The sequence below is a fragment of the Bradyrhizobium sp. WSM4874 genome (assembly GCF_055811835.1).
In genome coordinates, this window is the sequence record NZ_JBVVPR010000041.1 from 40,559 (window position 1) to 63,104 (window position 22,546).

The window sequence follows — 22,546 nt, forward strand, 5'->3', positions numbered from 1 at the left end:
ATTTATTGCTAAGGCCTTACGGCACGATCCTGTTAACGATGATTAAGAATGTCTTAATCGCGGGCATTTCATTCGCGACGCTCTGCCAATAGGATGTTGGAGAAATTGGCGGACAAGCCGTCCGGGTGGGGATGGCTCGGAGATCCGCGCAAGCGGCATGATCCGGACTGTGGGCTTGCGTAGCGCGCAGAGCTCGCGGGGGGACGCGTACAAGTAACGAGGGCTCGGACTGAACATGGCAAACACTCCGAAAAAGGTCAAAGACCCCACAGAAGATGCGCTTTCTGCAATCCAGGAAGCCCTGAACATCAGCGACACGGCTGCGGACACCAGCCGCAATGCCTCGATGCGCAGCGAGACGCCGCCCCCGGTCGCGCCACCGGCTCCCCCGATCTTCGACGAACCGAGCTTCGACCCGCGTCCTGCCGCGAACGAACGCGCGATGTTCGACCAGGTCGAGGAGCCGCGCTCCTCGCGCCGCGCCGCCAATGACGACCGTGCGACCATCGGCCAGCTCTTGCAGACGCTGCAAACGGGACGCCCGACCCGCAACATCTATACCGGCGCGACAATCTTCACCGTCATCTGGCTGGCGGCCTGCGCCGCGCTGACGGTCGGCTTCCTGCCTTCGATCCAGGCGGCGATGGGCCAGAGCGGCGGCGTGTTGGCCATTGCCGGCCTCGTCACGATGTTCTTCGCGCCGATCATGCTGTTCTTCTTCCTGGCGAGCCTCGTCTGGCGCGGCCAGCAAATGAGCTCGGTCGCGCAAGCAATGGCCCAGGTTGCGATCCGCTTCTCCGAGCCGGAAGGCTCGGCTTCGGATTCGATGGTCACTGTGGGCCAGGCCATCCGCCGCGAGGTTGCGGCGATGGGCGACGGCATCGAGCGCGCCATCGCGCGCGCCGGCGAACTCGAGACGCTGGTCGCCAACGAGGTCGCGGCGCTCGAACGCGCCTATTCCGACAACGAAGTGCGCATCCGCGCCCTGCTCCAGGACATCGCGCATCAGCGCGACAATCTGGTCGGCCAGGCCGAGCAGGTCCGCAGCGCCATCTCCGGTGTGCAGATCGATTTGCGCCATGACATCGCGCTGATCTCGGACGCGATCGCCTCGCGCGTCGACGAGGTGGCCAAGTCCATCACCGGCGCGCTCGAAGAGCGCGGCGCCCACATCACCGGTGCGCTCAGCAACGCCGGCGACAACATGATCCTCGCGCTCGGCGAGCGCGGCGGCGACCTGCTCGACCGCCTTGAGGAGGCCAGCAACGAGACCACGCGCGCCGTGCTCGACGCCAGCGAGCGGCTGACCACCAGCCTCAATTTCAAGACCGGCCACGTTCACGACGAGTTCGTCGACCTCGCCGACCGCGTCCACGAAATGCTGAACGAGCGCATCGACCGCATCACCGGCGAGTTCGAGCAGCGCTCCGCCGCGATCGTCGACGGCATCTCCGAGCGCACCGAGCAGGTGCACGACAGCCTGAAGAATTCGTCGGACTCGCTGCTGCTCGAGCTCGAGCTGCGCTCCAACGACCTCTCCGCCAAGATCGACGACGCCGGCAACCGCCTCGCCGGCCACATCATGACCTCCGGCGACAAGGCGAGCGAAGCGCTCGACGCCACCGTCAACACGCTGGTCGCCAAGGTCGTCAGCCAGACCGAGACTGCGCACGACTCGCTGTCGCTCCAGATGAGCGCCTTCGACGAGCTGGTGAAGAACCAGGGCACCGAGCTGGTCGAGAAGTTCGCCCGCGACTCCGGCACGCTGGGCGCGCTGATCACCCGCCACATCTCCGAGTTCGACCGCACCGTGAAAACCTTCGGCGGCGAGATCGTCGATCGGATGGGCCAGCGCACCCAGGACATCCATGAGTCGCTGAAGACCTATGTCGACAATTTCGACACCCGCTTCACCTCCAACGGCGGCGCGATCACGGCTGTGCTCGACCAGCGCCTGGTCCAGTTCGAGACCACGATCGGCGAACGCGTCAGCAACCTCGATGCCTCGCTGAACGGCAAGATCTCCAACCTCGACTCTACGATCGACGGTCACATCAAGACCTTCGACGAGCAGCTCGTCGGCCGCGTCGCCGCGCTCGAACAGTCGTTCGATACCCGTGCGAAGTCGGTCACCGAGACCATCGACGGACGGCTCAACACGCTCGCCTCGTCGCTGACCGACGGTGCCGCGCAGGCGATCCAGTCGATCGACTCCCGCCTTACCCACCTCACGAGCTCGCTGACCGATGGCGCGTCGCAGGCGATCGAGACGATCGACAACCGCCTCAACCACCTCACGACCTCGCTGACCGATGGCGCATCGCAGACCATCCAGTCGATCGACACGCGCCTCACACATCTGACGACCACCCTCACCGGCGGCGCCTCGCAGGCGCTCGAATCCATCGACACGCGCCTCACCTACCTGACCACCGCGGTGACGAACGGCGCCTCGCAGGCCGTGCAGTCGATCGATACCCGCCTCACCCTCCTGACCTCGACCCTCACGGACGGCACCGCGCAGGCGATCGAGGCGGTCGACCGCCGCATCACCGGCGTCACCGAAATCATCGACGGCCGCAGCATGCACCTGACCGACACGGTCACGGCGCGGTTCCAGGACATCCAGCAGGCCATCGATACCAAGGTCGGCTCGGTCGCCAGCGACATCGACGTGCGCGTGGCGCAGTTCGAGGATCTGCTCGGCTCGCGCGTCGAGGCCGTCGCCGGCCGCATCGAGAGCAGCGGACGCCAGGCCAGCGAGGACATGATGTCCCGCGCCGAGATGATCTCGACCGCGATCCGCTCGCATGTCGAGGACGCCGAGCGCTCGCTCACCAACCTCGTGGTCAACACCAGCGAGACCATCCAGACCGGTGCGCGCACCGCACAGCAGTCGCTGATGACGGTTTCCTCCGACGTCAACGCCCAGCTCAAGATGACCTCCGCCGAGGTCGAGCGCGCGCTGACGGCGGTCGGCACCGGTGCCGCGAACTCGATCCTGACCAGCGCCCGCGAAGCGCAGTCGACGCTGGTCGCAGCATCCGGCGATGCCTCCAACCAGATCAAGGGGCTCGCGGCCGACGTCGAACGCACGCTGTCTTCGGCAGGCTCGGCGACCGCGGCCTCGATCCTGGCCGGCGCCCGCGAGGTGCAGACCACGCTCGTCACGGCATCCTCGGACGCGGCCAACCACGTCAAGACCCTCACCGCCGACGTCGAACGCACGCTGTCGTCAGCAGGCTCGGCGACCGCCGCCTCGATCCTGGCCGGTGCCCGCGAGGTGCAGACCACGCTCGTTACGGCGTCCTCGGACGCGGCCAACCACGTCAAGACTCTCACCGCCGACGTGCAGCGCTCGCTGTCGATGGCCGGCACCAGCACGGCGGAATCGATCACCGCCGGCGCCCGCGATGCGCAGAGCGCGCTGATCGCGGCCTCGAGCGAGACCGCCAACCAGATCAAGGCGCTCTCCTCGGACGTGCAGCGCTCGCTCTCGATGGCCGGCACCGCGACCGCAGAGACCATCATGACCGGCGCCCGCGAAGCCCAGAGCACGCTCGTCAATGCGTCCTCGGATGCGGCGAGCCAGGTCAAGTCTCTCGCCGCCGAAGTGCATCGCTCGCTCTCGCAGGTCGGCCAGTCGACCGCCGAGACGATCACGACCAGCGCCCGCGATGCCCAGAGCACCCTGCTGGCGGTCTCGGCCGAACAGACCGGCCAGGTCCGTTCGCTGGCGGCCGAGATGCAGCGCGCGCTGGCGACCGCCGGCGGCGCTACCATCGAAGCGCTCACCAGCGGCGTACGCGAGGCCCAGGGCACGCTGATCTCCGCCTCGACGGACGCTGCGAGCCAGATCAAGTCGCTGACCACGGACATCGAGCGCACGCTGACCTCGGTCGGCGCCGACACCGCCTCGACCATCCTCAACAGCGCGCGTGAGGCGCAGACCTCGCTGACCTCGACCTCGGCGGATGCCGCAAGCCAGATCCGCACGATCTCGAGCGAGATCGAGCGTACGCTGAGCACGGCCACCGCGAACGCGACCAACGACATCCAGACCAGCGCGCTCAACGCCCAGAACGCGTTGATCAACGCCTCCAACGAGGCGAGCTCGCGGGTGAAGTCGAGCTCGGCGGACGTCGAGCGCTCGGTGCTCGCCGCCAGCAGCAGCTTCGGCCAGGCCATGACCGGCAAGACCGACGAGATCGTCACCTACGTGCAGCAGCAGTCCGACCGTCTCGCCAACATGATCGACGCCAAGCGCGGCTCGCTCGTGGACGCGATCGGCTCGAAGACCAGCCAGCTCACGCTCGACATCGACCGCGTCACATCCGATGCGCTGAAGTCGATCGAGACACGCGGACATGCCTTCTCGCAGACGATGATGGGCAACGGCTCCGAGGTGGCGCGAACCATCAACTCGGCGAGCGAGATGGCGACGGGTGCCGTCAACAAGTCGCTCAAGGACCTCGAGCAGGCCTCGCGCGCGGCGATCGACCAGTCGCGCCAGGTCTCGATTGCGGCCGTCACCGAGATGCAGGAGACCAGCAAGATCCTGCGCACCGATACGGTCGCCCTGTTCGAGCGCCTGCGCGAAGGCAACATCCTGCTCCAGGAGGTGCTGACCGGTGCGCACGACAACCTCAACTCGCTCGAGCGGGCGCTGGTGACGCGCGTCGCCGACTTCGTCTCGGCGATGAACGACGTCACCTCGCGTAACGGCGCTGCGACGCAGAACCTGGAAGACCAGCTCAACGTCTTCAACAGCAAGACCACCCGGGCGCTCCAGGATCTCGGCGAGCTGTCGACCCAATTCGACGCGCACGGCAAGGCACTCGTCGAGGCCGCGCAGGTCGTCGAGCAGAGCAACAAGAACACCACCGCCTCGCTCGCCGAACGCAAGGAGGCGCTGGAATCCCTCGTCACCACGATCGACCTGCGCACGGCCGATCTCGACCAGCGCCTGTCGCGCTTCACCGGCCTGCTCGATGAATCGCTGGCGGCCGCCGAAGAGCGTGCCCGCGACATCGCCCGCGTCGTGGCCGAAACTGCCGGCGCAGGTTCCGCCGCGATCACCCGCCAGTTCGAGGCGGTGCGGTCGGCCTCCGAGGAGGAGCACCGGCAGACCGTCGAGGCCATGCACGACATCTACCGCCAGACCACCGACGAGGCGGATGCGATGTTCAAGCAGTCGACGGAGAAGTTTACCAACCTCGTCTCCAGCATGAAGCAGATGGCGTTCGAGATGCACAACGAGCTCGAAGCCACCCGCAACGAGCTGCGCCGCGGCGTGCTCGAGATGCCGCAGGAGGCGGCCGAGAGCACTGCGCAGATGCGCAAGGTGATCGTCGACCAGATCGAGGCCCTCGCCGAGCTCAACCGCATCGTGGCCCAGCACGGCCGTGGCCTCGACGTCTCCACGACGGGCCGCGCCAGCGTGCAGCGCCAGGAAGAGCCGATGCTGGCTGCCGTCGGCGCGCGCAGCACCGACACGCGCATGCGCGAGAGCGCCAGCGCCTCGACGCTGCCGCCGCCGGACCTCGGCATGCCCGCCTCGCGCCGCACCGAAGCCCCGCCGGTCGCGCCGGCCGGAAACGACCAGGGCCGTGACGGCTGGCTGTCGGACCTCTTGAGCCGCACGGACGCCAACCAGGGTGCGCCCACCGGACGTGAGCCCCAGCGCGGCCGCCAAGCTGCACCGGCGCCGCAGCCGCAGGCTCCGCAAGGTGGCGGCAATCCGCTGGAATCCTTGTCGCTCGACATCGGCCGGCTGATGGACCGCAACCTCGCGTCCGAGATGTGGGACCGCTACCAGCGCGGCGAGAACAAGGCCTTCACCAAGCGCCTCTACACGCCCGCTGGCCAGAAGGCCTTTGACGAGGTCGCCCGCAAGTATCGCTCCGACCGCAACTTCAAGGCCACGGTCGACCGCTATGTCGCCGAGTTCGAACGCCTGCTCGACGAAGTCGCCCGCGACGGCCGCGGCCCGCAGGAGCTGCGCAACCACCTGACCTCCGAGACGGGCCTGGTGTACACGCTGCTCGCGCACGCAGCGGGCCGGCTGGGGTAAGCGGTTCGCAGCGATAGCGAACAGCGAATGAAAAAACGGAGCCCTCGCGGGCTCCGTTTTGTTTGGGGCGTCGCTGCGCCTCCACAAACTCGTCATTGCGAGGAGCTCTTGCGACGAAGCAATCCAGACTGCTTCTGCGGAGGCAGTCTGGATTGCTTCGCTTCGCTCGCAATGACGAAGGAGAGGGTCGAGTGCAACGCGCCTACTGCCGCCGGCGCTCCGGCACGGCGGGCTTCGGCGGCTCTGGCGGCGGTGGCGGCGCGGCCGCCGGTGCGTTGTTGCTGGCGCCGAACAGGACGCGGGTCGGGTTGCGGTCGAAATTGTTGACGGCGCGGCTGATGTCGCCGAGCGTGCGGCGGCCGTCGGTCATCAATGCGCCGGAGCGCTTGTCGAAATCGTCGGCCAGTTCGCGGATCGACTTCACCGCCTGGAACAGCTCGCCGCCATCCTTGCCGCCGGCGAGCGTGTTGAGGCCGAGCATGAGGCTGTCGGCCTTGAGCATGACGCCGTCGACCTTGGCCATCACGCCGTCGATCTTCTCGGAGTTGCGGGCGAGCGAGTTGGTGAAGGTCTCGAGATTCTTCAGCGAGTTCTTCACCGATTCCTGATTGTCGGCCACGATCTTGTTGATGTTCTGGAGCGTGCCGCGGATCGCCTCGGTGACGTCCTGGAGTTTGTTGGGATCGGCCGTCAGCGTGGGGATGCCGTCCTCGTCGAGCGGCGGCGCAGGCGCTGCCTCCTCGCCGCCCTTGAGCGAGATCGCGGCGACGCCGGTCAGGCCCTGGAATTCGAGGCCGACCAGGGTGTCCTTGCGGATCGGGGCGTTGTTCTCGACCATGGCGAGTGCGACAACCCGCCGCGGGTTGTCGAGCTTCACCGAGACCACCTCGCCCACCCGAATACCGTTGAAATTGACGCTGCCGCCGTTGCGAAGGCCCGCGGCCGGGCCCTCGAACACGACGCGCAAGGGGCTGCGCTGCTTGGTGGTGTGCAACGACTGAAACCACAGCACGAAACCGATCGCGGCGACGATCACCGCCAGCGTGAACGACCCGATCAGCACATAGTTTGCGCGCGTTTCCATCAGCTACTCCGGCACCTCAGCCCATCACCGCGCGAGCGCGCTTGCCATGGAAATATTGCCTCAGCCAGGGATGCTGCGAGGCCTGCATGTCGGCGATCGACCCTGCCGCAATGATCTTACCGTTGCCTAAAACGGCGATGCGGTCACATGCTGTGTAAAGGCTATCGAGGTCGTGGGTTACCATGAAAACGGTCAGCCCCAAAGTACGCTGCAGCGTCCTGACCAGCTCGTCGAAATCGCCAGCGCCAATCGGGTCCAGGCCTGAGGTCGGTTCGTCCAGGAAGACCAGATCCGGATCGAGCGACAGCGCGCGCGCCAGCGCCACGCGCTTGATCATGCCGCCCGACAGTTCCGACGGAAAGCGATCGGCCACTTCGGGCTTGAGACCCACCATGGTGAGCTTGGCGATGGTGATCTCGTCCATCAGCCGCTGCGACACCCGCAGATATTCGCGCATCGGAAACTGGATGTTCTGCCGCACCGTGAGCGAGGAGAACAGCGCGCCCTGCTGAAACAGCACGCCCCAGCGCCGCTCCACGTTGCGACGCTGCGACGTATTGGAGGCATCCAGGTCGACGCCGAACACCTCGATGCTGCCTGCGACCTTCGGCACGAGGCCGATGATCGTGCGTGTGAGCACGGACTTGCCCGCGCCGGAAGGGCCGACGAAGCCCAAAATCTCGCCGCGCTTGACGTCGAGGTCCAGCCCGTCGAGCACGCGCGTCGCGCCGAACTGCACGGTGATGTCGCGGACGCGAATGATCGGGTTCTGAATTTCGGGAGCCATCGTCACATCCCGATCGCGGCGAAGAAGATGGCGAACACGCCGTCCATGACGATGACGAAAAAAATGCCTTTCACGACAGACGACGTCGTGTGCTGCCCGAGCGATTCCGCGCTACCCTGCACCGCGAGCCCCTCGACGCAGGCGACGATGCCGATCACCGCGGCCATGACAGGTGCCTTGACGATGCCGACGATGAAATGGTCGATCGAGATGGCGTCGCGCAGCCGCAGCAGGAAAGCCTCCGGCTGCACGCCCCCATAGAGCCAGGCGACGAGGCCGCCGCCATAGAGCGCGGCCATCGCGCCGAGGAAGGCCAGGATCGGCAGCGCGAGAACGAGCGCGAGCATGCGCGGCAGCACCAGCACCTCGATCGGGTCGAAACCCATGGTGCGCAGCGCGTCGATCTCCTCGCGCATCTTCATCGAGCCGAGTTCGGCGGTGTAGGCGCTGCCCGAGCGGCCCGCGACCATGATCGCGACCAGCAGCACGCCGATCTCGCGCAGCACCAGCACGCCGAGCATGTCGACGACGAACAGGTCGGCGCCGAACCTGCGGAAATGGAAGATGCCCTGTTGGGCGATGATGCAGCCGATCAGGAACGTGATCAGCACGACGATGGGCACCGCGCGCCAGCAGACCTGCTCGAGATGATGCACGGTCGAGGTCAGGCGGAACGAGCGCGGATGAATCAGGGTGCGCGCGACCGCCGCGAGCACCGCGCCGAGCATGTCGATCAGGCCTGCGACCGTGCCGGCAACACCGGCCACGGCCCGGCCGATCTGCTCCAGCATGCCGGTGATGGTGATCGTGCTGCTGTCGATGACGGGCGTCGCCCTGACCCGCCGCACCTCGTCCACGAGGCTCGAATAATTGGCGGAAAGGCCGGCGATCTGCGCCTCGACGGCGCCCTGCGTCAGGCTGCGGCGCAGCCGCTCGATCAGCCAGGCGCCAAAGGTGTCGAGCTTGGCGACCTCGGAAACGTCGATGAAGATGCTTTGCGAGGTGCCGGCGAGCTTCTCGGCGTCGGCCACCATCCGCTCCAGGACCGGCGCGAAGCTCGCGGTCCAGGTTCCGGTGGCGCAGAGTGCCAGCGCATTGCCCTTCGCAATCCGTTCCAGCTTCGGATCGCCGTTCAAGATGTCCGCTCCCGTGCCGCGGCGCGAGAAACGGTTGAAATCAGATGGTTGCGCACGCGCCCTTACCCGGAGAAGGTATCCCCAACTGGTTAACCTTAGTTGCCACAGGTAACCAGCAGGTTCAGATTTCGCCAGAGTTCAAAATGACTTCCAGCAAAGTTCCTGCCCTCGCCGCGCGAATCGAGCGCTTTCCCATCGCGGGCAATTTCACCATCAGCCGAGGCGCCAAGACCGAGGCCGTGACAGTCGTGGTCGAGGTCCGCCGGGACGACCTGACCGGCCGCGGCGAATGCGTGCCCTATCCCCGCTATGGCGAGACGCCCGAGGCGACCCTTGCCGCCATCCAGGCCATGCAGGAGGCCGTGGCCGGCGGCCTCACCCGCCAGGCCCTCCAGGCCGCCATGAAGCCCGGAGCGGCCCGCAACGCGCTGGATTGCGCCCTGATCGATCTGGAAGCCAAGACGGCCGGCTTGCGGGCCTGGAGCCTGCTCGACCGCCCCGCGCCGGGCGAGCGCACCACGGCCTACACGATCTCGCTGGGCACGCCCGAGGCCATGGCGGCGGCGACCGCCAAAGCGGCGCACCGGCCGCTGCTCAAGATCAAGCTCGGCGGCGATGGCGATCCGGAGCGGATCACGGCCGTGCGCGAGGCGGCGCCCGAATCCGAGCTGATCGTGGATGCCAACGAGGCCTGGACCGAGGCCAATCTGGAGCACAATCTTGCGGCCTGCGAGGCCGTCGGCGTCACCCTCGTCGAGCAGCCGCTGCCCGCCGGCAAAGACGACGCGCTGGCGCGGATCAAGCGGCCGCTCGTGGTCTGCGCCGACGAGAGCGTGCACGACCGCAACTCGCTCGCAGCCTTGCGCGAGCGCTATGACGCCGTGAACATCAAGCTCGACAAGACCGGCGGCCTCACCGAGGCGCTGGCGATGGCCGATGCCGCTCAGGCGCTCGGCTTCGAGATCATGATCGGCTGCATGGTCGCGACCTCGTTGTCGATGGCGCCTGCAATGCTGGTGACGCCGCAGGCGCGCTTCGTCGATCTCGACGGTCCGTTGCTGCTGACGCGCGACCGCGATCATGGCCTGCGTTATGATGACAGCCTGGTCTATCCGCCGGATTCGTCGCTCTGGGGCTGAGCTTTCAGCCGGTGCCGCGCCGACCAGATCAGAAGCGCGCCGGCAGCCGCCATCGCCGCCATGACGTAATACAGGCCGTCGCCGATGCGGGCGTAGATCGCGCCTGACACGATCGAGGTGGTCGCGCCCAGCAGCCCGTTGCACGCGGCGTAGTAGCCCTGCCCCCGCGCGATCTGATGCGACGGCACGCGCTGCACCAGGAGATTCATGGTGCCGAGGATGGTCATCCCGAAGGTCAGGCCGTGGCCGAGTTGCACGATCGCCAGCAGCGCGAGCGGCGGATCGTACGCGGTGACGACCCAGCGAACGACTGCGCTCGCGCCCCCGATGGCCATGAGCGAGGACGGGTGCAGCGAGAAGCGCGGCGACAGCGCAAACACGACGATCTCGGCGATCACGCCCAATGTCCAGAGCCCCGCGATCGTCAGCCCGCCGAGGCCGTGGGCCTGCCAGTTGATGGCCGAGAACGTATAATACGCGACGTGACTGCCCTGGATCAGCGCGGCCGAAACGATGATGGCCCAGAAGCCGGCATCGCGCAGCAGCGCCTTGCTGGCGTGCGTCACTGTCGTCCTTCGCCTGGCGTCGTCGAGCGGCTGGAGCAGCATGCCGGCGGCGACCGCAATCACGGCCCAGGCGACGATGACCCAGATCAGATCGCGCGCCGCGATGCGGTCCACGAGATAGCCGCAGGCGAGCGAGCCGGCTGCGAAGGCTGCCGAGCCCCACAGCCGCACCGGCCCGTAATCGAGCCCGTAGCGGGCGACGCCACGCAACGCATAGGCGTCGGTCAGCGGCATGGTCGGCGTCCACATCACGCAGGTCAGCGCATAGATCAGGAACAGCGCCAGCGGCTGCTGCTGCAAGCCGACCGCCGTAAACCCGATCGCCGTCGCCAGTACGGACACCATCATGCCGGCGCGAATGGCATGTCGCTTTTCAGCAAAGGCGGTGATCTGCGGCAGCGTGGTGAAGCGCGTGATCGCCGGCAGCGCGTTGATGAGGCCGATCCAGGCCGCGTCGATGCCGATCGCCTTCAGCCAGACCGGAAAGAACGGCAGATGCGTACCCGACACCGCGAACACGGCCGAATAGAACAGCGCGAGGCTCACGGCGAATCGCCGCTTCCGAGCTGCTGCGATGGGGATTTGTGATTCGCCTGCCATCAAACCAATTGCGATTCGGCCGATATCGTGGTGATCGTTACAGTAACGCGTACTGATTTGCGCGACGAGATTGACATGGCCAACGAAGCATTCGCCCTTTCGCCTATGTCTGCCCGTGCGGCCGAGCCGAACGAGCAGGATTACGACGCGATCCGCGAAGCCTTCATGGAGACCGCGCGCGGCCGCTGGTTCCTCGGCGAATACGCCAAACGCAACCGCAATGCGGATACCCGCATGGTGCTCGACGCGGTCGCAAAAATCGAAGAAACCGTTGCGGCACAGCGCCAACCCGTGGTCGAGGATCGGCTGCCCGAGGCGCTGGTCGCGATCCGGCACGCGATCCGCGAAGCCGAGACGATCGCGATCGCCGCGTTCGATCCCGGGGCGATCGAGGCGAGCCTCGCACCGATCCCGCGCGGCCTGCGCATCATCAAGGAGATCTCCTGGCGCTGGCGCGAGATCGGCGCCGACGGACGAATCTGCGACCTGATTGATTCGCAGCTCGCCTCCATCGAGGCGGCCTGCGCGCAGGTTTCGACCATCGACCCCCGCGCCGACCTCAAGGCCGCATTCGATCTGCTCAAGGACCGGATCGACCAGACCGACGCTGACGCAACGCCGCAGGCCGCGCGCCCCTCGCCGGCTCCGGTGCAGGAGGCGCCGTCGCCCATTGCGCAAGCTCCGCTGGCGGAGGCCGCGCCGGCGGCGATGGCCAGCGAAGCAGCCGTGGCTTTTACGGAGGCGCCGCAGGACGTCGCAGAGGCGATCGAGCCCGAAGCCGCCGTGGAGACGGCTAGCGTCGCTGACGCCTTCTCTGTTGCCGAGCAGGCGACGGACGCCGCGCTCGAGCCGCAAATCGTCGCCGAGACCCGGATCGCGCGTGAAGGCGCCGCTTTTGAAGAGCCCGCCGCCTTCGCCGAGGTGCCGGACGAATTTTCGCTCGATGCCGCAGCGGAAGCCGAGGACGAAGCTATACTCGACGCGATCGCGCTGGAGATGGCCGCGCCCGATCCGGAATTCGACGAGATCATCGAACCGGTCGAGTTGGAAGCGACGGTTCCGGAGCCCGTGGTTGCGGAGGCCGCAACGCCCATCGCAGCCGAGATACCGGAGCCGATCGCACCAGAGTCGCTCAGACCCGAGCCAGTCGCTGCCGCAGCGATCGTGGAGGAGCCTGTAGAGGAAGCCCCGATCGCTATGGAATCGCTGGCGCGCCTCACCAACGCCATTGCGGAAGCCGCCGCCGAAGTGATGGAGCAGCCAACGCCGGTGATGGCCGCCAGCGCGACATTCGGCGCAGCGCAGGCTGCGACGCTGCCGATGCCCTCGCCGGTTCCGGAAGCCTCGCTCGGCGCCACCATCCTCGCCAGCGGCATCCTGCAAAAGCCCCGCGCCGCCGCAAACGATCCTATGGGGCCCATCCGTCGCATGACCCAGGCTGAGAAGATCGCGTTCTTCTCGTAAGGGGGGCAACCATCTCCTCCACCGCAGACACCCTCACCCTCTGGCGTCCCGTCGGGCCGAAAGAGCTGGCGCTGATCCAGCAAACGGGCATGCGCGCGTTTCCGCCGCGCCTGCCCGACCAGCCGATCTTCTATCGAGTCTTGACGGAAGACTACGCAATCAAGATCGCGCGCGACTGGAATGTCCCAGCGAGCGGCGCGGGCTTCGTGACGCGCTTTGCTGTCGAGCGCAGCTTCATCGCGAAGTATGACGTGCAGGAGGCGGGCGGCCGCTTATGTCTGGAGTACTGGATTCCGGCCGAAGACATCGATGCCTTCAATGCCGCAATCGTCGGCCTGATCGAGGTCGTCCGCAGCTTCCACTAGGCGCCGCGCGCTCAGCCCATCACCCGCAATTCCAAACCGCGCCGATCGGCGTCCGCGTCCAGCACGGCCCAAAACTGCCGCCATTGTAGCGGCCGCCGCCGAAGCCGGGCCGGCCGAAATAGCGCCACTCACCATCCCAGCCGTAATATTGCGGAACTGGATCGATGTACCAATGGCGTCGATCGCTAGGCGACATCCGCCGCATCGCTTCCTTCTGCTTGTAGAGCGGAATGCTGTTGCTCAGCGGCTGGCGATAGCCGGGCAGGAAGCCATAGCCATGCCAGGCTTGCTTGGGGCGTTTTTGAATGGACGCAGCGGGCGCAACGGCGGGTAGCAGCGACAGAACGATGGCAACGAATAGACACATAAGGCGGGACATGGTGAGAGTTTAGACGGTCAATTGCGCGAAGGCCATTCAAATTCGAGTGCGAGACTTTTCGCCGCTTCGACTCATCGGCCGGTCTTGATAGGCTTGCAAAGTGTAGCAACAGAGATGCGGACGACCTGCATATTCCGGAGCAAACGAATGCCTGAAACCCCGCGCGTCGGCGCTTTCGCCATCGTTCCCAACAACGATCTTGCCGCTGCGATTCCGTTCTGGGAGCGTCTCGGCTTCGCGCGTTCGGGCGGTGACGCCGGCTACATCATCATGACGGGTTGGGGATGCGAGGTGCATCTCATCCAAGCCGGGAACGGCCCGTGGCGGGTGCCGGAAGAGCACAACCCCTTCGGCGTTTTCATTCGAACACCTGATGTGGACGCCATCGCCGCGCGCGTGGACGATCTGATCATCCGGCCTGGCGGCGTGCTGCGCCACCGCGAATGGGGGATGTATGAGGTCGGCATCAACGGACCCGAAGGCCTCCTCGTTCGCATCGGCTGGCCGTCCGTGCTCATCGCCTCCTAGCTGATCACGCCCTTGCGGATCAGGAAGCAACCGTAACCCCTGCTGTCACCGACCTGCACGACGCCAAAACTCAAAGCCGCCGCGCGATAAAAGTCCGGGCGCGAGAGCTTGCCGGGAGTAACGGCGCAGCCGGCGGCGCGCTCGATCTCCGCCATCACCGCGCGCTGCACGTCGGGGACGCGATCGGGATCGTCGACCGGCATCATCACGCGCACCGGATCGGGATCGAAATCGTCGAGCGGATAGACCGACATGATGGCGCGGATCGCGGTCTCCATGCTCATGCCCGGCAACTGGATCAGGCGCTGCGAATGCGTGCTCTGCGCGATGCGTGCCGCGGGGTGATTGGCATCGACGAAAACGAGGGTCGTCGCCGTGGCCCATCGACGCCAGCAGCCAGAGCAGGTCGGGCGTGAGGATAGGATCGATCGATTTCAGCATGTGACGGACTGTCCTCCCATCGAAGCTTACCTTGGTAGGTTCCAAGCGTGATTCAGATCACGCAGCCTACCATGGTGACGACGATCACGGACCTCAAACTCGAACGCGGCCAAGCTCCCCGGCAACCAATCTCGTATCGAGATCAGTGCCAAAGGAGCACGCCATGTTCCGCCTAAAACCTTTCCTGATGACGGCCAGCCTGCTGGGAAGCCTGTTCGGCTTTGCCTGCGGCCCTGTTTCCGCGCAAGTCGCCCCGGTCGAGCCGGCTCCCACCGCGCTGCAAGGCCCGGAACAGCGCGTCGCGCTGGTGATCGGCAATTCGAACTATCAGAACGCGCCGCAGCTCGCCAATCCGGACAACGACGCGGAGTCGATGGCGAAGTTCCTGAACTCCGCCGGGTTCGAAGTGGTCGCCGCGACCGACCTGACCCAGAACGACATGCTTCGCGTCGTCCAGGACTTCTCCGCCAAAGTGTCAGCGCGCGGTCCGAACACGGTGGCGATGGTCTACTACGCCGGTCACGGCGTGCAGCTCGCCGGCGAGAACTACCTCGTTCCCGTCGACGCCAAGGTCTCGAGCCAGACCGAGCTCGTCAACAACTCCGTCCGTCTGGTCGACGTGATGTCGACGCTGGAGACGATCCCGAGCCGCATGCGCATCGTCATCCTCGACGCCTGCCGCAACAACCCGTTCCCGAACGTGAACGATGCCGGCCGTGGTTTGGCCATCGTCGATGCGCCGAACGGTTCGATCGTCGGTTACTCGACCGCACCGGGCGCGGAAGCGCAGGACGGCACCGGCGGCCACAGCCCCTACACGCAGGCCTTCCTGAACGTCGCGCGCGAGCCCAACGTGCCGATCGAGCAGCTGTTCAAGCGCGTGCGCCTCGAAGTGAACCAGACCACCAGCGGCGCGCAGATCCCGTGGGAGAGCTCGTCGCTGACGTCCGACTTCACCTTCTTCGGCGACACCGCTGTTGCCGCCAATCGCGCGCCGGTGAATGCGCCTGTGGTGCAGATGGCTTCCAATCTGCCGAGCCGCTCCACGCGCCAGGCCTATGACTACGTCGTGTCCGAAGCACGGCCGGAGTACTATCAGGAGTTCATCACGATGTATCCGCACGACCCGCTGTGCGATCACGTCCGCTGGCTGCTCAACAACCTGCTGCTCACGCAGGCCTGGCACAAGACGGTGCTCGCGAACTCGCCGGTCGCCTACAAGAACTTCTACGACAGCTACGGCAACACGCCCTATGCGCAGGTCGCGCTGAAGCTCCAGATGCAGCCGAAGCAGATCCCCTTGATGCAGGCGACCAAGTTCCTGGCGCCGCAGAATATCGTCCCGACCTTCAAGACCGGCAATCTCGGCCAGCCCAAATACATGCCGCTGCAGCAGGGTAATGGTGGCGCGCAAATGAACGGCAATTTGCCGATCGTGCAGAAGTCGGGCGACAACAACGGCATCGGCAAGCTCGGTAATGGCGGCCAGATCATCAACCTGCCGGCGGGCAACAACCAGCCCAACCAGCAGAACGGCACGCCGTCACAGACCCCGGGCAAGATCGTGACCCTGCCCGCGCCGACCAACACCACCAGCAACAATGGCGGCATCGGCAAGATCGTGACGCTGCCTGCGACCAACAAGACGCCGAATGGCGGCAGCAATGCCGGCACTGTCAATGGCCGTCCTGGCAAGATCGTGAGCATGCCGGTGAATGTCGGCAAGGGCGGCACAACTGTCGATGCAAAGCCCGTCAACGTTCAGACTCAGAACAACCCGATCCGCGTCAACAACGGCGCGAAGATCAACAACAACCCGGTGAACAAGGTGCAGGTGCAGAACAACAATCGTCCGCAGTTCAATCAGACCAATCGCATGGTCAACAATGGCGGCAACAACTTCCGGCAGTCGATGAACCAGAGCCAGGGTGGTAACGGCGGCAACAACCACCGCGGCTTCATGCACTGATTGCGACCACACACGACAAAGGGCAGAGCGGTGACGCTCTGCCCTTCTTCATGTCAGAAGATTAGAATATCAGGCCACCAGCTCCGCAAACAGATCGGCGTCGACATTGCCGCCGGAGAGCACGATGACGACGTTCTTGCCGGCAACATCAAGGCGGCCTGCGAGCAGCGCGGCCAGGCCGACCGCTCCGCCCGGCTCGACCACGAGCTTCAGCTCGCGATAGGCAAACGCGACGGCCGCGCCGACTTCCTTGTCCGAGGCGGTCACACCGCGCGCGAGCAGCTTGCTGTTGATCGCAAAGGTCATCTCGCCGGGGATCAGGGCCATCAGCGCATCGCAGATGGTGCGGCCTGCCGGCCCGTGCGGCTCGCGATGGCCTGCGGTCAGCGACAGGCCGTGATCGTCGAATGCCTCGGGCTCGGCCACCACGATTTGCGCCAGCGGATAGCGCGCCTTCACAGCCGTCGCGACGCCCGCGATCAGGCCGCCGCCGGAGGCCGGCGCCACCACGATGTCTGGGGCAAGACCAAGCGCCGCCATGTCCTCGGCGATCTCGCGGCCGGCGGTGCCTTGGCCGGCGATCACGAAGGGATCGTCATAGGGCCTGACCAGCGTTGCACCGCGCTTCTCGGCGATGCCGCGCGAGATCGCCTCGCGGTCGTCGCGGTCGCGGTCGTACAGCACGACCTCGGCACCGTAGGATTTGGTACGCTCGCGCTTCGATAACGGCGCATCCGCAGGCATCACGATGGTCGCCTGCATGTCGAGGATCTTGGCCGCCGCCGCCACGCCCTGGGCATGGTTGCCGGAGGAGAACGCGACCACGCCGCCGGCGCGCTTGTCCTGCGGGATCGAGGCGACCTTGTTGAAGGCGCCGCGGAACTTGAATGAGCCAGTGCGCTGGAGCATCTCCGGCTTGAGATAGACCTTTGCACCAACGCGTTCGTTGAGCACGGGAAAGGACAACAGGGGGGTGCGGACGGCGAAGGGTGCGATCACGCGCGCTGCGGCATCGATATCGGCAGGGCCGATCGGAAGGAGCTGTTCTGTCATGCCCGATGTTATCGCGGCGGATGAGGCGCGGGCAAGGCATCTCCGCGCGAGGATTTTGGGCTCTCAGGCGACGAATCGCGCCGGCTCCGCCCCGTTCCGACCGGGCAGCACGGCGCCGACCGCCAAAATGCTGTCGATAAAAGCCCGGGCCGAGGCCTCCCAGGTGTAGTTGGCGGCGAATTCGACGCAGTCCTGCCGGGAGATGGCGAGCGCGGCGAAGCAGGCGCTGCGCAGATCGTGATCGAGCGCGCCGACCGGCGCGTGGCCGATCACGTCGCGGGGACCCTTCACCGGAAACGCCGCGACCGGCAGGCCGCTCGCGAGCGCTTCGAGCAGGACCAGGCCGAACGTGTCGGTCTTGCTCGGAAACACGAAGACATCGGCGGCAGCGTAAATGTCCGCCAGTTCTTCGCCGTGCTTTTCGCCGAGGAAGATCGCAGCCGGATAGGCCTCCTCCAGGGAGACACGCGCCGGACCGTCGCCGACGATCACCTTGGTGCCTGGGAGGTCGAGATCGAGGAATGCCTCGAGATTCTTCTCCACCGCGACCCGGCCGACCGAGAGGAACACCGGCGCCGGCAGGCACAGATCAATCGCGCGGGGATGGAACAAATGGGTGTCGACGCCGCGCGGCCACAGCACGACATTGTCGAAGCCGCGCTCGGTCAACTCGCTCGCAAGCGCCGGCGTCGCCGCCATCACGGCGCGGCTGGAGCTGTGGAATCGGCGCAGCGCCCGCCAGATCAGCGAGCCCCGCACCGGCACGCGGGCGCGGACATATTCGGGAAAGCGGGTGTGGAAGCTGGTCGTGAAGGGCAGCTTGCGCTGGCGGCAATAGCGGCGAACCATCAGGCCGATCGGCCCCTCCGTCGCGATGTGGATGCTGTCCGGGCGCGCCTCGTCGATCAGCTTCGCGATTCTGCCCGGTCGCGGCATGGCCAGCCGCACGTCCCGATAGCTCGGCATCGCAAAGGTGCGGAACGATTGCGGCGTCAAGAACGAGAATTCGACGTCGAGGCTTTTGGCGGCATCAGCAAGCTTGGTCAGCGTCCGAACCACACCGTTGACTTGCGGGTGCCAGGCGTCGGTCGCGACCAGGATGCGCATCAGGTTGCCTTTGTCATGCAGCTCTGGCTGCAACCTGCGGGACCTGTGCCGGCTTCTCGGCCTGGTCCGCCCAGGTGATGATCTCGAAATGGCCGTCGTCGTGCTCGACCAGCGCCGTGCAGCTCTCGACCCAGTCGCCGCAATTCATGTAACGGATGCCGCCCTCGTCGCGGATCACCGCGTAATGGATGTGGCCGCAGATCACGCCGTCGGCGTCGTGGCGCCGCGCTTCGGCGGCGAGCGCCTGCTCGAACGCGCCGATATAGTTGACCGCGTTCTTGACCTTCTGCTTGGCCCATTGCGACAACGACCAATAGGGCACCTTGAACAGGCGCCGGAAGAAGTTGACGAAGCGATTGAGCTGGATCGCGAAGTCGTAGGCCTTGTCGCCGAGATGGGCGAGCCAGCGTGCGTTCTGCACCACGAGGTCGAAGATGTCGCCGTGGATGACGAGATAGCGCTTGCCGTCCGCGCCGGTGTGGACGGTATTCTCGACCACGTCGATGCCGCCGAAATGCGTGCCGTAATAGTTGCGCAGGAACTCGTCGTGATTGCCGGGGATGTAGATGACCTTGGCGCCCTTGCGCGCCTTGCGCAAAAGCTTCTGGACGAGGTCGTTATGCGATTGCGGCCAGTGCCAGCTCGATTTCAGCGCCCAGCCGTCGACGATGTCGCCGACCAGATAGATCGTGTCGGCATCATGGAAACGCAGGAAATCGAGCAGAAGGTCGGCTTGTGAACCGCGGGCTCCGAGATGAACGTCGGAGATGAACAACGTGCGAAAGCGCCGCTCCGGGCTCTCGTCACTCACATCGTAACTTCCCATGCGCCAGCCTGTAACAATGTCCCGTGACAGGGGGATGACCAATTAAACCTTTGAGGCACCTTCGGATACGAATCGCGCTTGCCTCGCCCACCCCGCGAATATCAGTCGCATGCGACAATCAGGCGACATGGCGTCGCAGCGGCCTCCGCAAGACCCGGAACAGCGGCGCGGTCGCGACCGGCGTTCAGTAAAACTTATGGAAATGATGGATCGGGCCGTGGCCGTGGCCGACGCTGAAGCGATCGGCGGCCGCGATCGCCGCGCTGATCCAGGTCTTGGCGTTGCGCACGGCGTGCTCGAGATCCTCGCCTCTGGCGAGCCCCGCGGCGACCGCCGAGGACAGCGAGCAGCCGGTGCCATGGGTGTTGCTGGTGGCAACGCGCGGCGCGGCGAGCGCGATCGTGGTGCTGGCATCGACGAGATAGTCGATGCTCTCGGCGCCCTCGCCGTGCCCGCCCTTGATCAGGACCGCACGGCAGCCGAGCGCCAGCAGCCGGCGCCCCTGGCTCTCGATCTCGGCCTCGCTGGCCGCGACCGGTTCGCCGAGCAGAGCCGCGGCCTCGGGCAGATTGGGTGTGATCACCGAGGCCAGCGGCATCAGTTTGATGCGCAGGGCGTCGACGGCTTCGGACGCGAGCAAGCGATCACCCGATGTCGCCACCATCACGGGGTCGAGCACGATATGCCGGGGCGCCCAGCGCGACAGCGCGGCCGCGATCGCATCGATGCTGGTGGCTTGCGCGAGCATGCCGATCTTGACCGCACCGACCTCGAGATCGGAAAACACCGCGTCAATTTGCGCTGTGACGAATTCGGCCGGCACCGCATGAATGCCGGTGACGCCGCGCGTGTTCTGCGCCGTCAGCGCCGTGATGGCGGAAGCGCCAAAAACGCCGAGCGCGGCAAAGGTCTTCAGGTCGGCCTGGATGCCGGCGCCGCCGCTCGAATCGGAGCCGGCAATGGTCAGTGCGACGGGCGTCGTCATGGGGCGATATTCCGCGTTTTCGAAGCCATGGCCCGTCCTAGCGCGCCTCCCCCGGCCCAGCAAGTTCGCTTGCTAAATCCGGCCGGGTTTGGCCTATTAGCCGCCAGATATGCTTTCGGAGTGACCGCGATGGTTCCCTTTTTCGTCCAGATCAAATGCAAGCTCGGCCAATCCTATGTGGTCGCCAATGCGCTTGCCGAAGCCGAGATCGCCTCCGAGATCTATTCCACGGCCGGTCAATACGACCTGCTGGTGAAGTTCTACGTCGACAACGACACCGATATCGGCCACTTCGTCAACGAGAAGGTGCAGGTGCTGCCCGGGATCCAGGACACCCTCACCATCATCACCTTCAAGGCGTTTGGCGCGAGTTGACCGTCCGGAAAAGAGCGGGCCTGATCAGGCGCCGCCTTCCTTGCGCTTGGGGCGCGGCGGACCGTCCACCGGCGGCAGCGATTTGAGATAATCCGCCATCGCCGCGAGATCGTCGTCCGGCAATTGCGAGGTGTTCTTGATCACCCGCGTCATCGCGCCGCCGACGCTGTCGCCGTCGGGCAGTTCGCCGGTCTTCAGGAAATAGGCAATATCCTTCGCGCTCCATTCGCCAAGGCCCTTCTGGGTGATGTTGGGCACCCATCCCTCGCCTTCCGGATTGGGGCCTCCGGCGAAGCGTTGTCCGGCGATGATGCCGCCAAGCGCATTGCGCGGGCTGTGGCATTCCGCGCAATGACCAAAGCTGTTGACGAGATAGGCGCCGCGATTCCACTGCGGCGACTTCGCGCTATCGGCGATAAAGGGCTTACCGTCCAGAAATAAGAATTTCCAGATGCCGACGTTGCGCCGGATGTTGAACGGAAAGCGCACGTCGTGGTCGCGCACCTTGCCTGCAACGGCCGGCAGCGTTTTCAAATACGCAAAGAGATCGAGCACGTCCTCGCGCCTGGCGTGCTGATAGGACGTATAGGGAAAGGCCGGAAAATAATGCCGTCCGTCCGGCGAGACCCCGTGCATCACCGCGTTGACGAATTCGGCGTCGCTCCATTTGCCGATGCCGTCGGTCGGATCGGACGAGATGTTCGGCGCGTAGAACGTTCCGAACGGCGACTTGATCGCGACGCCGCCGCCGAGCCTGAGACGATCGGGTTGGTCGGGGACGGCGTGGCATGAGGCGCAGCCGCCGGCGTTGAACATCACCTGGCCATTGGCAAGATCAGGGACGCGGGCAGGCGCGGTGCCGACGGCCGCCACCACCGGCGCGCTGAGCCACCAATAGACGCCGGCTGCGGCGAGTGCGGCGAGCAGCGCCACGGAGATTGTTCGTCGCAACATGCGGTCCTTTCGTCGTCGCGGCAAAGCTTATGACCGATGTCCTCGCGGCTCCAGCCACGAAGAATTTAGCCCACCGCACCCTGAAACGGGAATAAACTGAAATGCCGGCTGTTGGAAGTTTGGCAGCCCAAACGGGTGCAGCAGGGAGAAAACGTCATGAACAAGATCGTCATCGCCATGTCAGTGCTTGGCGCCGTTGCTTTTGCGGGTTCGGCCAGCGCGGAAAAGCTGAAGGCAACGCTCGACGCCAAGTCCGAGGTTCCCGCAACGACCAGCAGCGGCACCGGAACGGCTGATCTGGACTACGACGCCGCCAGCAAGAAGCTGTCCTGGAAGGTCACTTATTCCGGCCTGTCCGGCCCCGCTACCGCCGCGCATTTCCACGGACCAGCCGAGCCCGGCAAGAACGCCGGCATTGCGATGCCGATTCCAGGCGCTGCCACCAGCCCGGCCGAGGGCTCGGCGACACTGACCGATGCGCAGGCCGCCGATCTGCTCGGCGGCAAGCTCTACGTCAACATCCACACCGCGGCCAATCCGGGCGGCGAGATCCGGGGCCAGGTGACGAAGTAACCTTTTGCACTGTCCAACAAAAGGGGGGGGGGGTGTCACCCGCCCCAATTTATTTTAACGAGAAAAACGGCGACGCCGGCACCCACACATGGGGGGGGGGGTTGGGGGGGGGGCGGGGGGGGGGCGGCCCCAGAACCCCCCC

At 65.7% G+C, this 22,546-nt stretch carries 18 protein-coding genes and 1 pseudogene; 8 read left to right on the forward strand and 11 right to left on the reverse strand.

Annotation, left to right across the window (positions count from 1 at the left end; all coding sequences use genetic code 11):
• Positions 1–235 precede the first annotated feature (235 nt).
• Positions 236–6,073: an apolipoprotein A-IV repeat region-like domain-containing protein gene (locus tag AC0L3P_RS31075; protein ID WP_473307855.1), complete on the forward strand. Its 5,838-nt coding sequence runs from the start codon at positions 236–238 to the stop codon at positions 6,071–6,073.
• Between the two features lie 202 nt (positions 6,074–6,275).
• On the opposite strand, the gene AC0L3P_RS31080 is transcribed toward AC0L3P_RS31075, so the two are convergent.
• The 3 genes from AC0L3P_RS31080 to AC0L3P_RS31090 are packed head-to-tail and all read right to left on the reverse strand — an operon-like array spanning position 6,276 to position 9,080.
• On the reverse strand, positions 6,276–7,157 hold the full coding sequence (locus AC0L3P_RS31080; RefSeq protein ID WP_473307857.1) for an MlaD family protein: 882 nt from the start codon (positions 7,155–7,157) through the stop codon (positions 6,276–6,278).
• A gap of 16 nt (positions 7,158–7,173) precedes the next feature.
• Positions 7,174–7,944, reverse strand: a complete 771-nt coding sequence (locus AC0L3P_RS31085; protein ID WP_247400481.1) for an ABC transporter ATP-binding protein — start codon at positions 7,942–7,944, stop codon at positions 7,174–7,176.
• A gap of 2 nt (positions 7,945–7,946) precedes the next feature.
• On the reverse strand, positions 7,947–9,080 hold the full coding sequence (locus tag AC0L3P_RS31090; RefSeq protein ID WP_473307859.1) for an MlaE family ABC transporter permease: 1,134 nt from the start codon (positions 9,078–9,080) through the stop codon (positions 7,947–7,949).
• 143 nt (positions 9,081–9,223) lie between these two features.
• Here AC0L3P_RS31090 and dgcA point away from each other — a divergent pair, with 143 nt between their 5' ends.
• Positions 9,224–10,219 (forward strand): N-acetyl-D-Glu racemase DgcA, encoded by a 996-nt coding sequence (gene dgcA, locus AC0L3P_RS31095; RefSeq protein WP_473307861.1) that lies wholly within the window; start codon positions 9,224–9,226, stop codon positions 10,217–10,219.
• On the opposite strand, the gene AC0L3P_RS31100 is transcribed toward dgcA, so the two are convergent.
• Positions 10,189–11,385: an MFS transporter gene (locus tag AC0L3P_RS31100; RefSeq protein WP_473307863.1), complete on the reverse strand. Its 1,197-nt coding sequence runs from the start codon at positions 11,383–11,385 to the stop codon at positions 10,189–10,191. The two genes, dgcA and AC0L3P_RS31100, sit on opposite strands and share 31 nt — an antisense overlap.
• Positions 11,386–11,460: 75 nt before the next feature.
• On the opposite strand from AC0L3P_RS31100, the gene AC0L3P_RS31105 reads away from it, so the two are divergent.
• Positions 11,461–12,849: a hypothetical protein gene (locus AC0L3P_RS31105; RefSeq protein ID WP_473307865.1), complete on the forward strand. Its 1,389-nt coding sequence runs from the start codon at positions 11,461–11,463 to the stop codon at positions 12,847–12,849.
• Positions 12,850–12,920: 71 nt separating this feature from the next.
• Positions 12,921–13,214 carry a hypothetical protein gene (locus AC0L3P_RS31110; protein ID WP_473307901.1) on the forward strand — a complete coding sequence of 98 codons (294 nt, stop codon included), beginning with the start codon at positions 12,921–12,923 and terminating at the stop codon, positions 13,212–13,214.
• A 19-nt stretch (positions 13,215–13,233) separates the two neighbouring features.
• Here the strand turns inward: AC0L3P_RS31110 and AC0L3P_RS31115 are convergent, their stop codons facing one another.
• Complete coding sequence (locus tag AC0L3P_RS31115) at positions 13,234–13,593, reverse strand: hypothetical protein (RefSeq protein ID WP_473307867.1); 360 nt, start codon at positions 13,591–13,593, stop codon at positions 13,234–13,236.
• Between the two features lie 147 nt (positions 13,594–13,740).
• On the opposite strand from AC0L3P_RS31115, the gene AC0L3P_RS31120 reads away from it, so the two are divergent.
• Entirely contained in the window at positions 13,741–14,121 is a 381-nt protein-coding gene (locus AC0L3P_RS31120) for a VOC family protein (RefSeq protein ID WP_473307870.1), read from the forward strand.
• Here AC0L3P_RS31120 and AC0L3P_RS31125 read toward each other — a convergent pair.
• Positions 14,118–14,562, reverse strand: a pseudogene (locus AC0L3P_RS31125) (RbsD/FucU family protein). The gene AC0L3P_RS31120 and the pseudogene AC0L3P_RS31125 overlap by 4 nt on opposite strands.
• Before the next feature lie 163 nt (positions 14,563–14,725).
• Between AC0L3P_RS31125 and AC0L3P_RS31130 the strand changes: the two are divergent.
• On the forward strand, positions 14,726–16,531 hold the full coding sequence (locus AC0L3P_RS31130; protein ID WP_473307872.1) for a caspase family protein: 1,806 nt from the start codon (positions 14,726–14,728) through the stop codon (positions 16,529–16,531).
• A 69-nt stretch (positions 16,532–16,600) separates the two neighbouring features.
• On the opposite strand, the gene AC0L3P_RS31135 is transcribed toward AC0L3P_RS31130, so the two are convergent.
• The 4 genes from AC0L3P_RS31135 to thiD all read right to left on the reverse strand — a co-directional run bounded on the left by AC0L3P_RS31135 (position 16,601) and on the right by thiD (position 20,502).
• Complete coding sequence (locus tag AC0L3P_RS31135) at positions 16,601–17,584, reverse strand: threonine/serine dehydratase (RefSeq protein WP_035994560.1); 984 nt, start codon at positions 17,582–17,584, stop codon at positions 16,601–16,603.
• A gap of 63 nt (positions 17,585–17,647) precedes the next feature.
• Entirely contained in the window at positions 17,648–18,691 is a 1,044-nt protein-coding gene (locus tag AC0L3P_RS31140; RefSeq protein ID WP_473307875.1) for a glycosyltransferase family 4 protein, read from the reverse strand.
• Positions 18,692–18,704: 13 nt separating this feature from the next.
• On the reverse strand, positions 18,705–19,517 hold the full coding sequence (locus AC0L3P_RS31145) for a UDP-2,3-diacylglucosamine diphosphatase (protein ID WP_473307877.1): 813 nt from the start codon (positions 19,515–19,517) through the stop codon (positions 18,705–18,707).
• A 184-nt stretch (positions 19,518–19,701) separates the two neighbouring features.
• Positions 19,702–20,502: a bifunctional hydroxymethylpyrimidine kinase/phosphomethylpyrimidine kinase gene (thiD, locus tag AC0L3P_RS31150; RefSeq protein ID WP_473307879.1), complete on the reverse strand. Its 801-nt coding sequence runs from the start codon at positions 20,500–20,502 to the stop codon at positions 19,702–19,704.
• A 129-nt stretch (positions 20,503–20,631) separates the two neighbouring features.
• Here thiD and AC0L3P_RS31155 point away from each other — a divergent pair, with 129 nt between their 5' ends.
• On the forward strand, positions 20,632–20,877 hold the full coding sequence (locus AC0L3P_RS31155) for an Lrp/AsnC ligand binding domain-containing protein (RefSeq protein ID WP_007602021.1): 246 nt from the start codon (positions 20,632–20,634) through the stop codon (positions 20,875–20,877).
• Between the two features lie 24 nt (positions 20,878–20,901).
• Here the strand turns inward: AC0L3P_RS31155 and AC0L3P_RS31160 are convergent, their stop codons facing one another.
• Entirely contained in the window at positions 20,902–21,831 is a 930-nt protein-coding gene (locus AC0L3P_RS31160) for a c-type cytochrome (protein WP_473307881.1), read from the reverse strand.
• 156 nt (positions 21,832–21,987) lie between these two features.
• On the opposite strand from AC0L3P_RS31160, the gene AC0L3P_RS31165 reads away from it, so the two are divergent.
• Positions 21,988–22,404 carry a CHRD domain-containing protein gene (locus AC0L3P_RS31165; protein ID WP_473307883.1) on the forward strand — a complete coding sequence of 139 codons (417 nt, stop codon included), beginning with the start codon at positions 21,988–21,990 and terminating at the stop codon, positions 22,402–22,404.
• The last annotated feature ends 142 nt before the right edge of the window (positions 22,405–22,546 follow it).

Excerpts from the sequence above, each read along its gene's own strand:
- AC0L3P_RS31075 (WP_473307855.1), top strand. The coding sequence starts at position 236 with ATGGCAAACACTCCGAAAAAGGTCAAAGACCCCACAGAAGATGCGCTT.
- AC0L3P_RS31080 (WP_473307857.1), bottom strand. The coding sequence starts at position 7,157 with ATGGAAACGCGCGCAAACTATGTGCTGATCGGGTCGTTCACGCTGGCG.
- AC0L3P_RS31085 (WP_247400481.1), bottom strand. The coding sequence starts at position 7,944 with ATGGCTCCCGAAATTCAGAACCCGATCATTCGCGTCCGCGACATCACC.
- dgcA (WP_473307861.1), top strand. The coding sequence starts at position 9,224 with ATGACTTCCAGCAAAGTTCCTGCCCTCGCCGCGCGAATCGAGCGCTTT.
- AC0L3P_RS31100 (WP_473307863.1), bottom strand. The coding sequence starts at position 11,385 with ATGGCAGGCGAATCACAAATCCCCATCGCAGCAGCTCGGAAGCGGCGA.
- AC0L3P_RS31105 (WP_473307865.1), top strand. The coding sequence starts at position 11,461 with ATGGCCAACGAAGCATTCGCCCTTTCGCCTATGTCTGCCCGTGCGGCC.
- AC0L3P_RS31115 (WP_473307867.1), bottom strand. The coding sequence starts at position 13,593 with ATGTCCCGCCTTATGTGTCTATTCGTTGCCATCGTTCTGTCGCTGCTA.
- AC0L3P_RS31120 (WP_473307870.1), top strand. The coding sequence starts at position 13,741 with ATGCCTGAAACCCCGCGCGTCGGCGCTTTCGCCATCGTTCCCAACAAC.
- AC0L3P_RS31130 (WP_473307872.1), top strand. The coding sequence starts at position 14,726 with ATGTTCCGCCTAAAACCTTTCCTGATGACGGCCAGCCTGCTGGGAAGC.
- AC0L3P_RS31135 (WP_035994560.1), bottom strand. The coding sequence starts at position 17,584 with ATGACAGAACAGCTCCTTCCGATCGGCCCTGCCGATATCGATGCCGCA.
- AC0L3P_RS31140 (WP_473307875.1), bottom strand. The coding sequence starts at position 18,691 with ATGCGCATCCTGGTCGCGACCGACGCCTGGCACCCGCAAGTCAACGGT.
- AC0L3P_RS31145 (WP_473307877.1), bottom strand. The coding sequence starts at position 19,517 with ATGGGAAGTTACGATGTGAGTGACGAGAGCCCGGAGCGGCGCTTTCGC.
- thiD (WP_473307879.1), bottom strand. The coding sequence starts at position 20,502 with ATGACGACGCCCGTCGCACTGACCATTGCCGGCTCCGATTCGAGCGGC.
- AC0L3P_RS31155 (WP_007602021.1), top strand. The coding sequence starts at position 20,632 with ATGGTTCCCTTTTTCGTCCAGATCAAATGCAAGCTCGGCCAATCCTAT.
- AC0L3P_RS31160 (WP_473307881.1), bottom strand. The coding sequence starts at position 21,831 with ATGTTGCGACGAACAATCTCCGTGGCGCTGCTCGCCGCACTCGCCGCA.
- AC0L3P_RS31165 (WP_473307883.1), top strand. The coding sequence starts at position 21,988 with ATGAACAAGATCGTCATCGCCATGTCAGTGCTTGGCGCCGTTGCTTTT.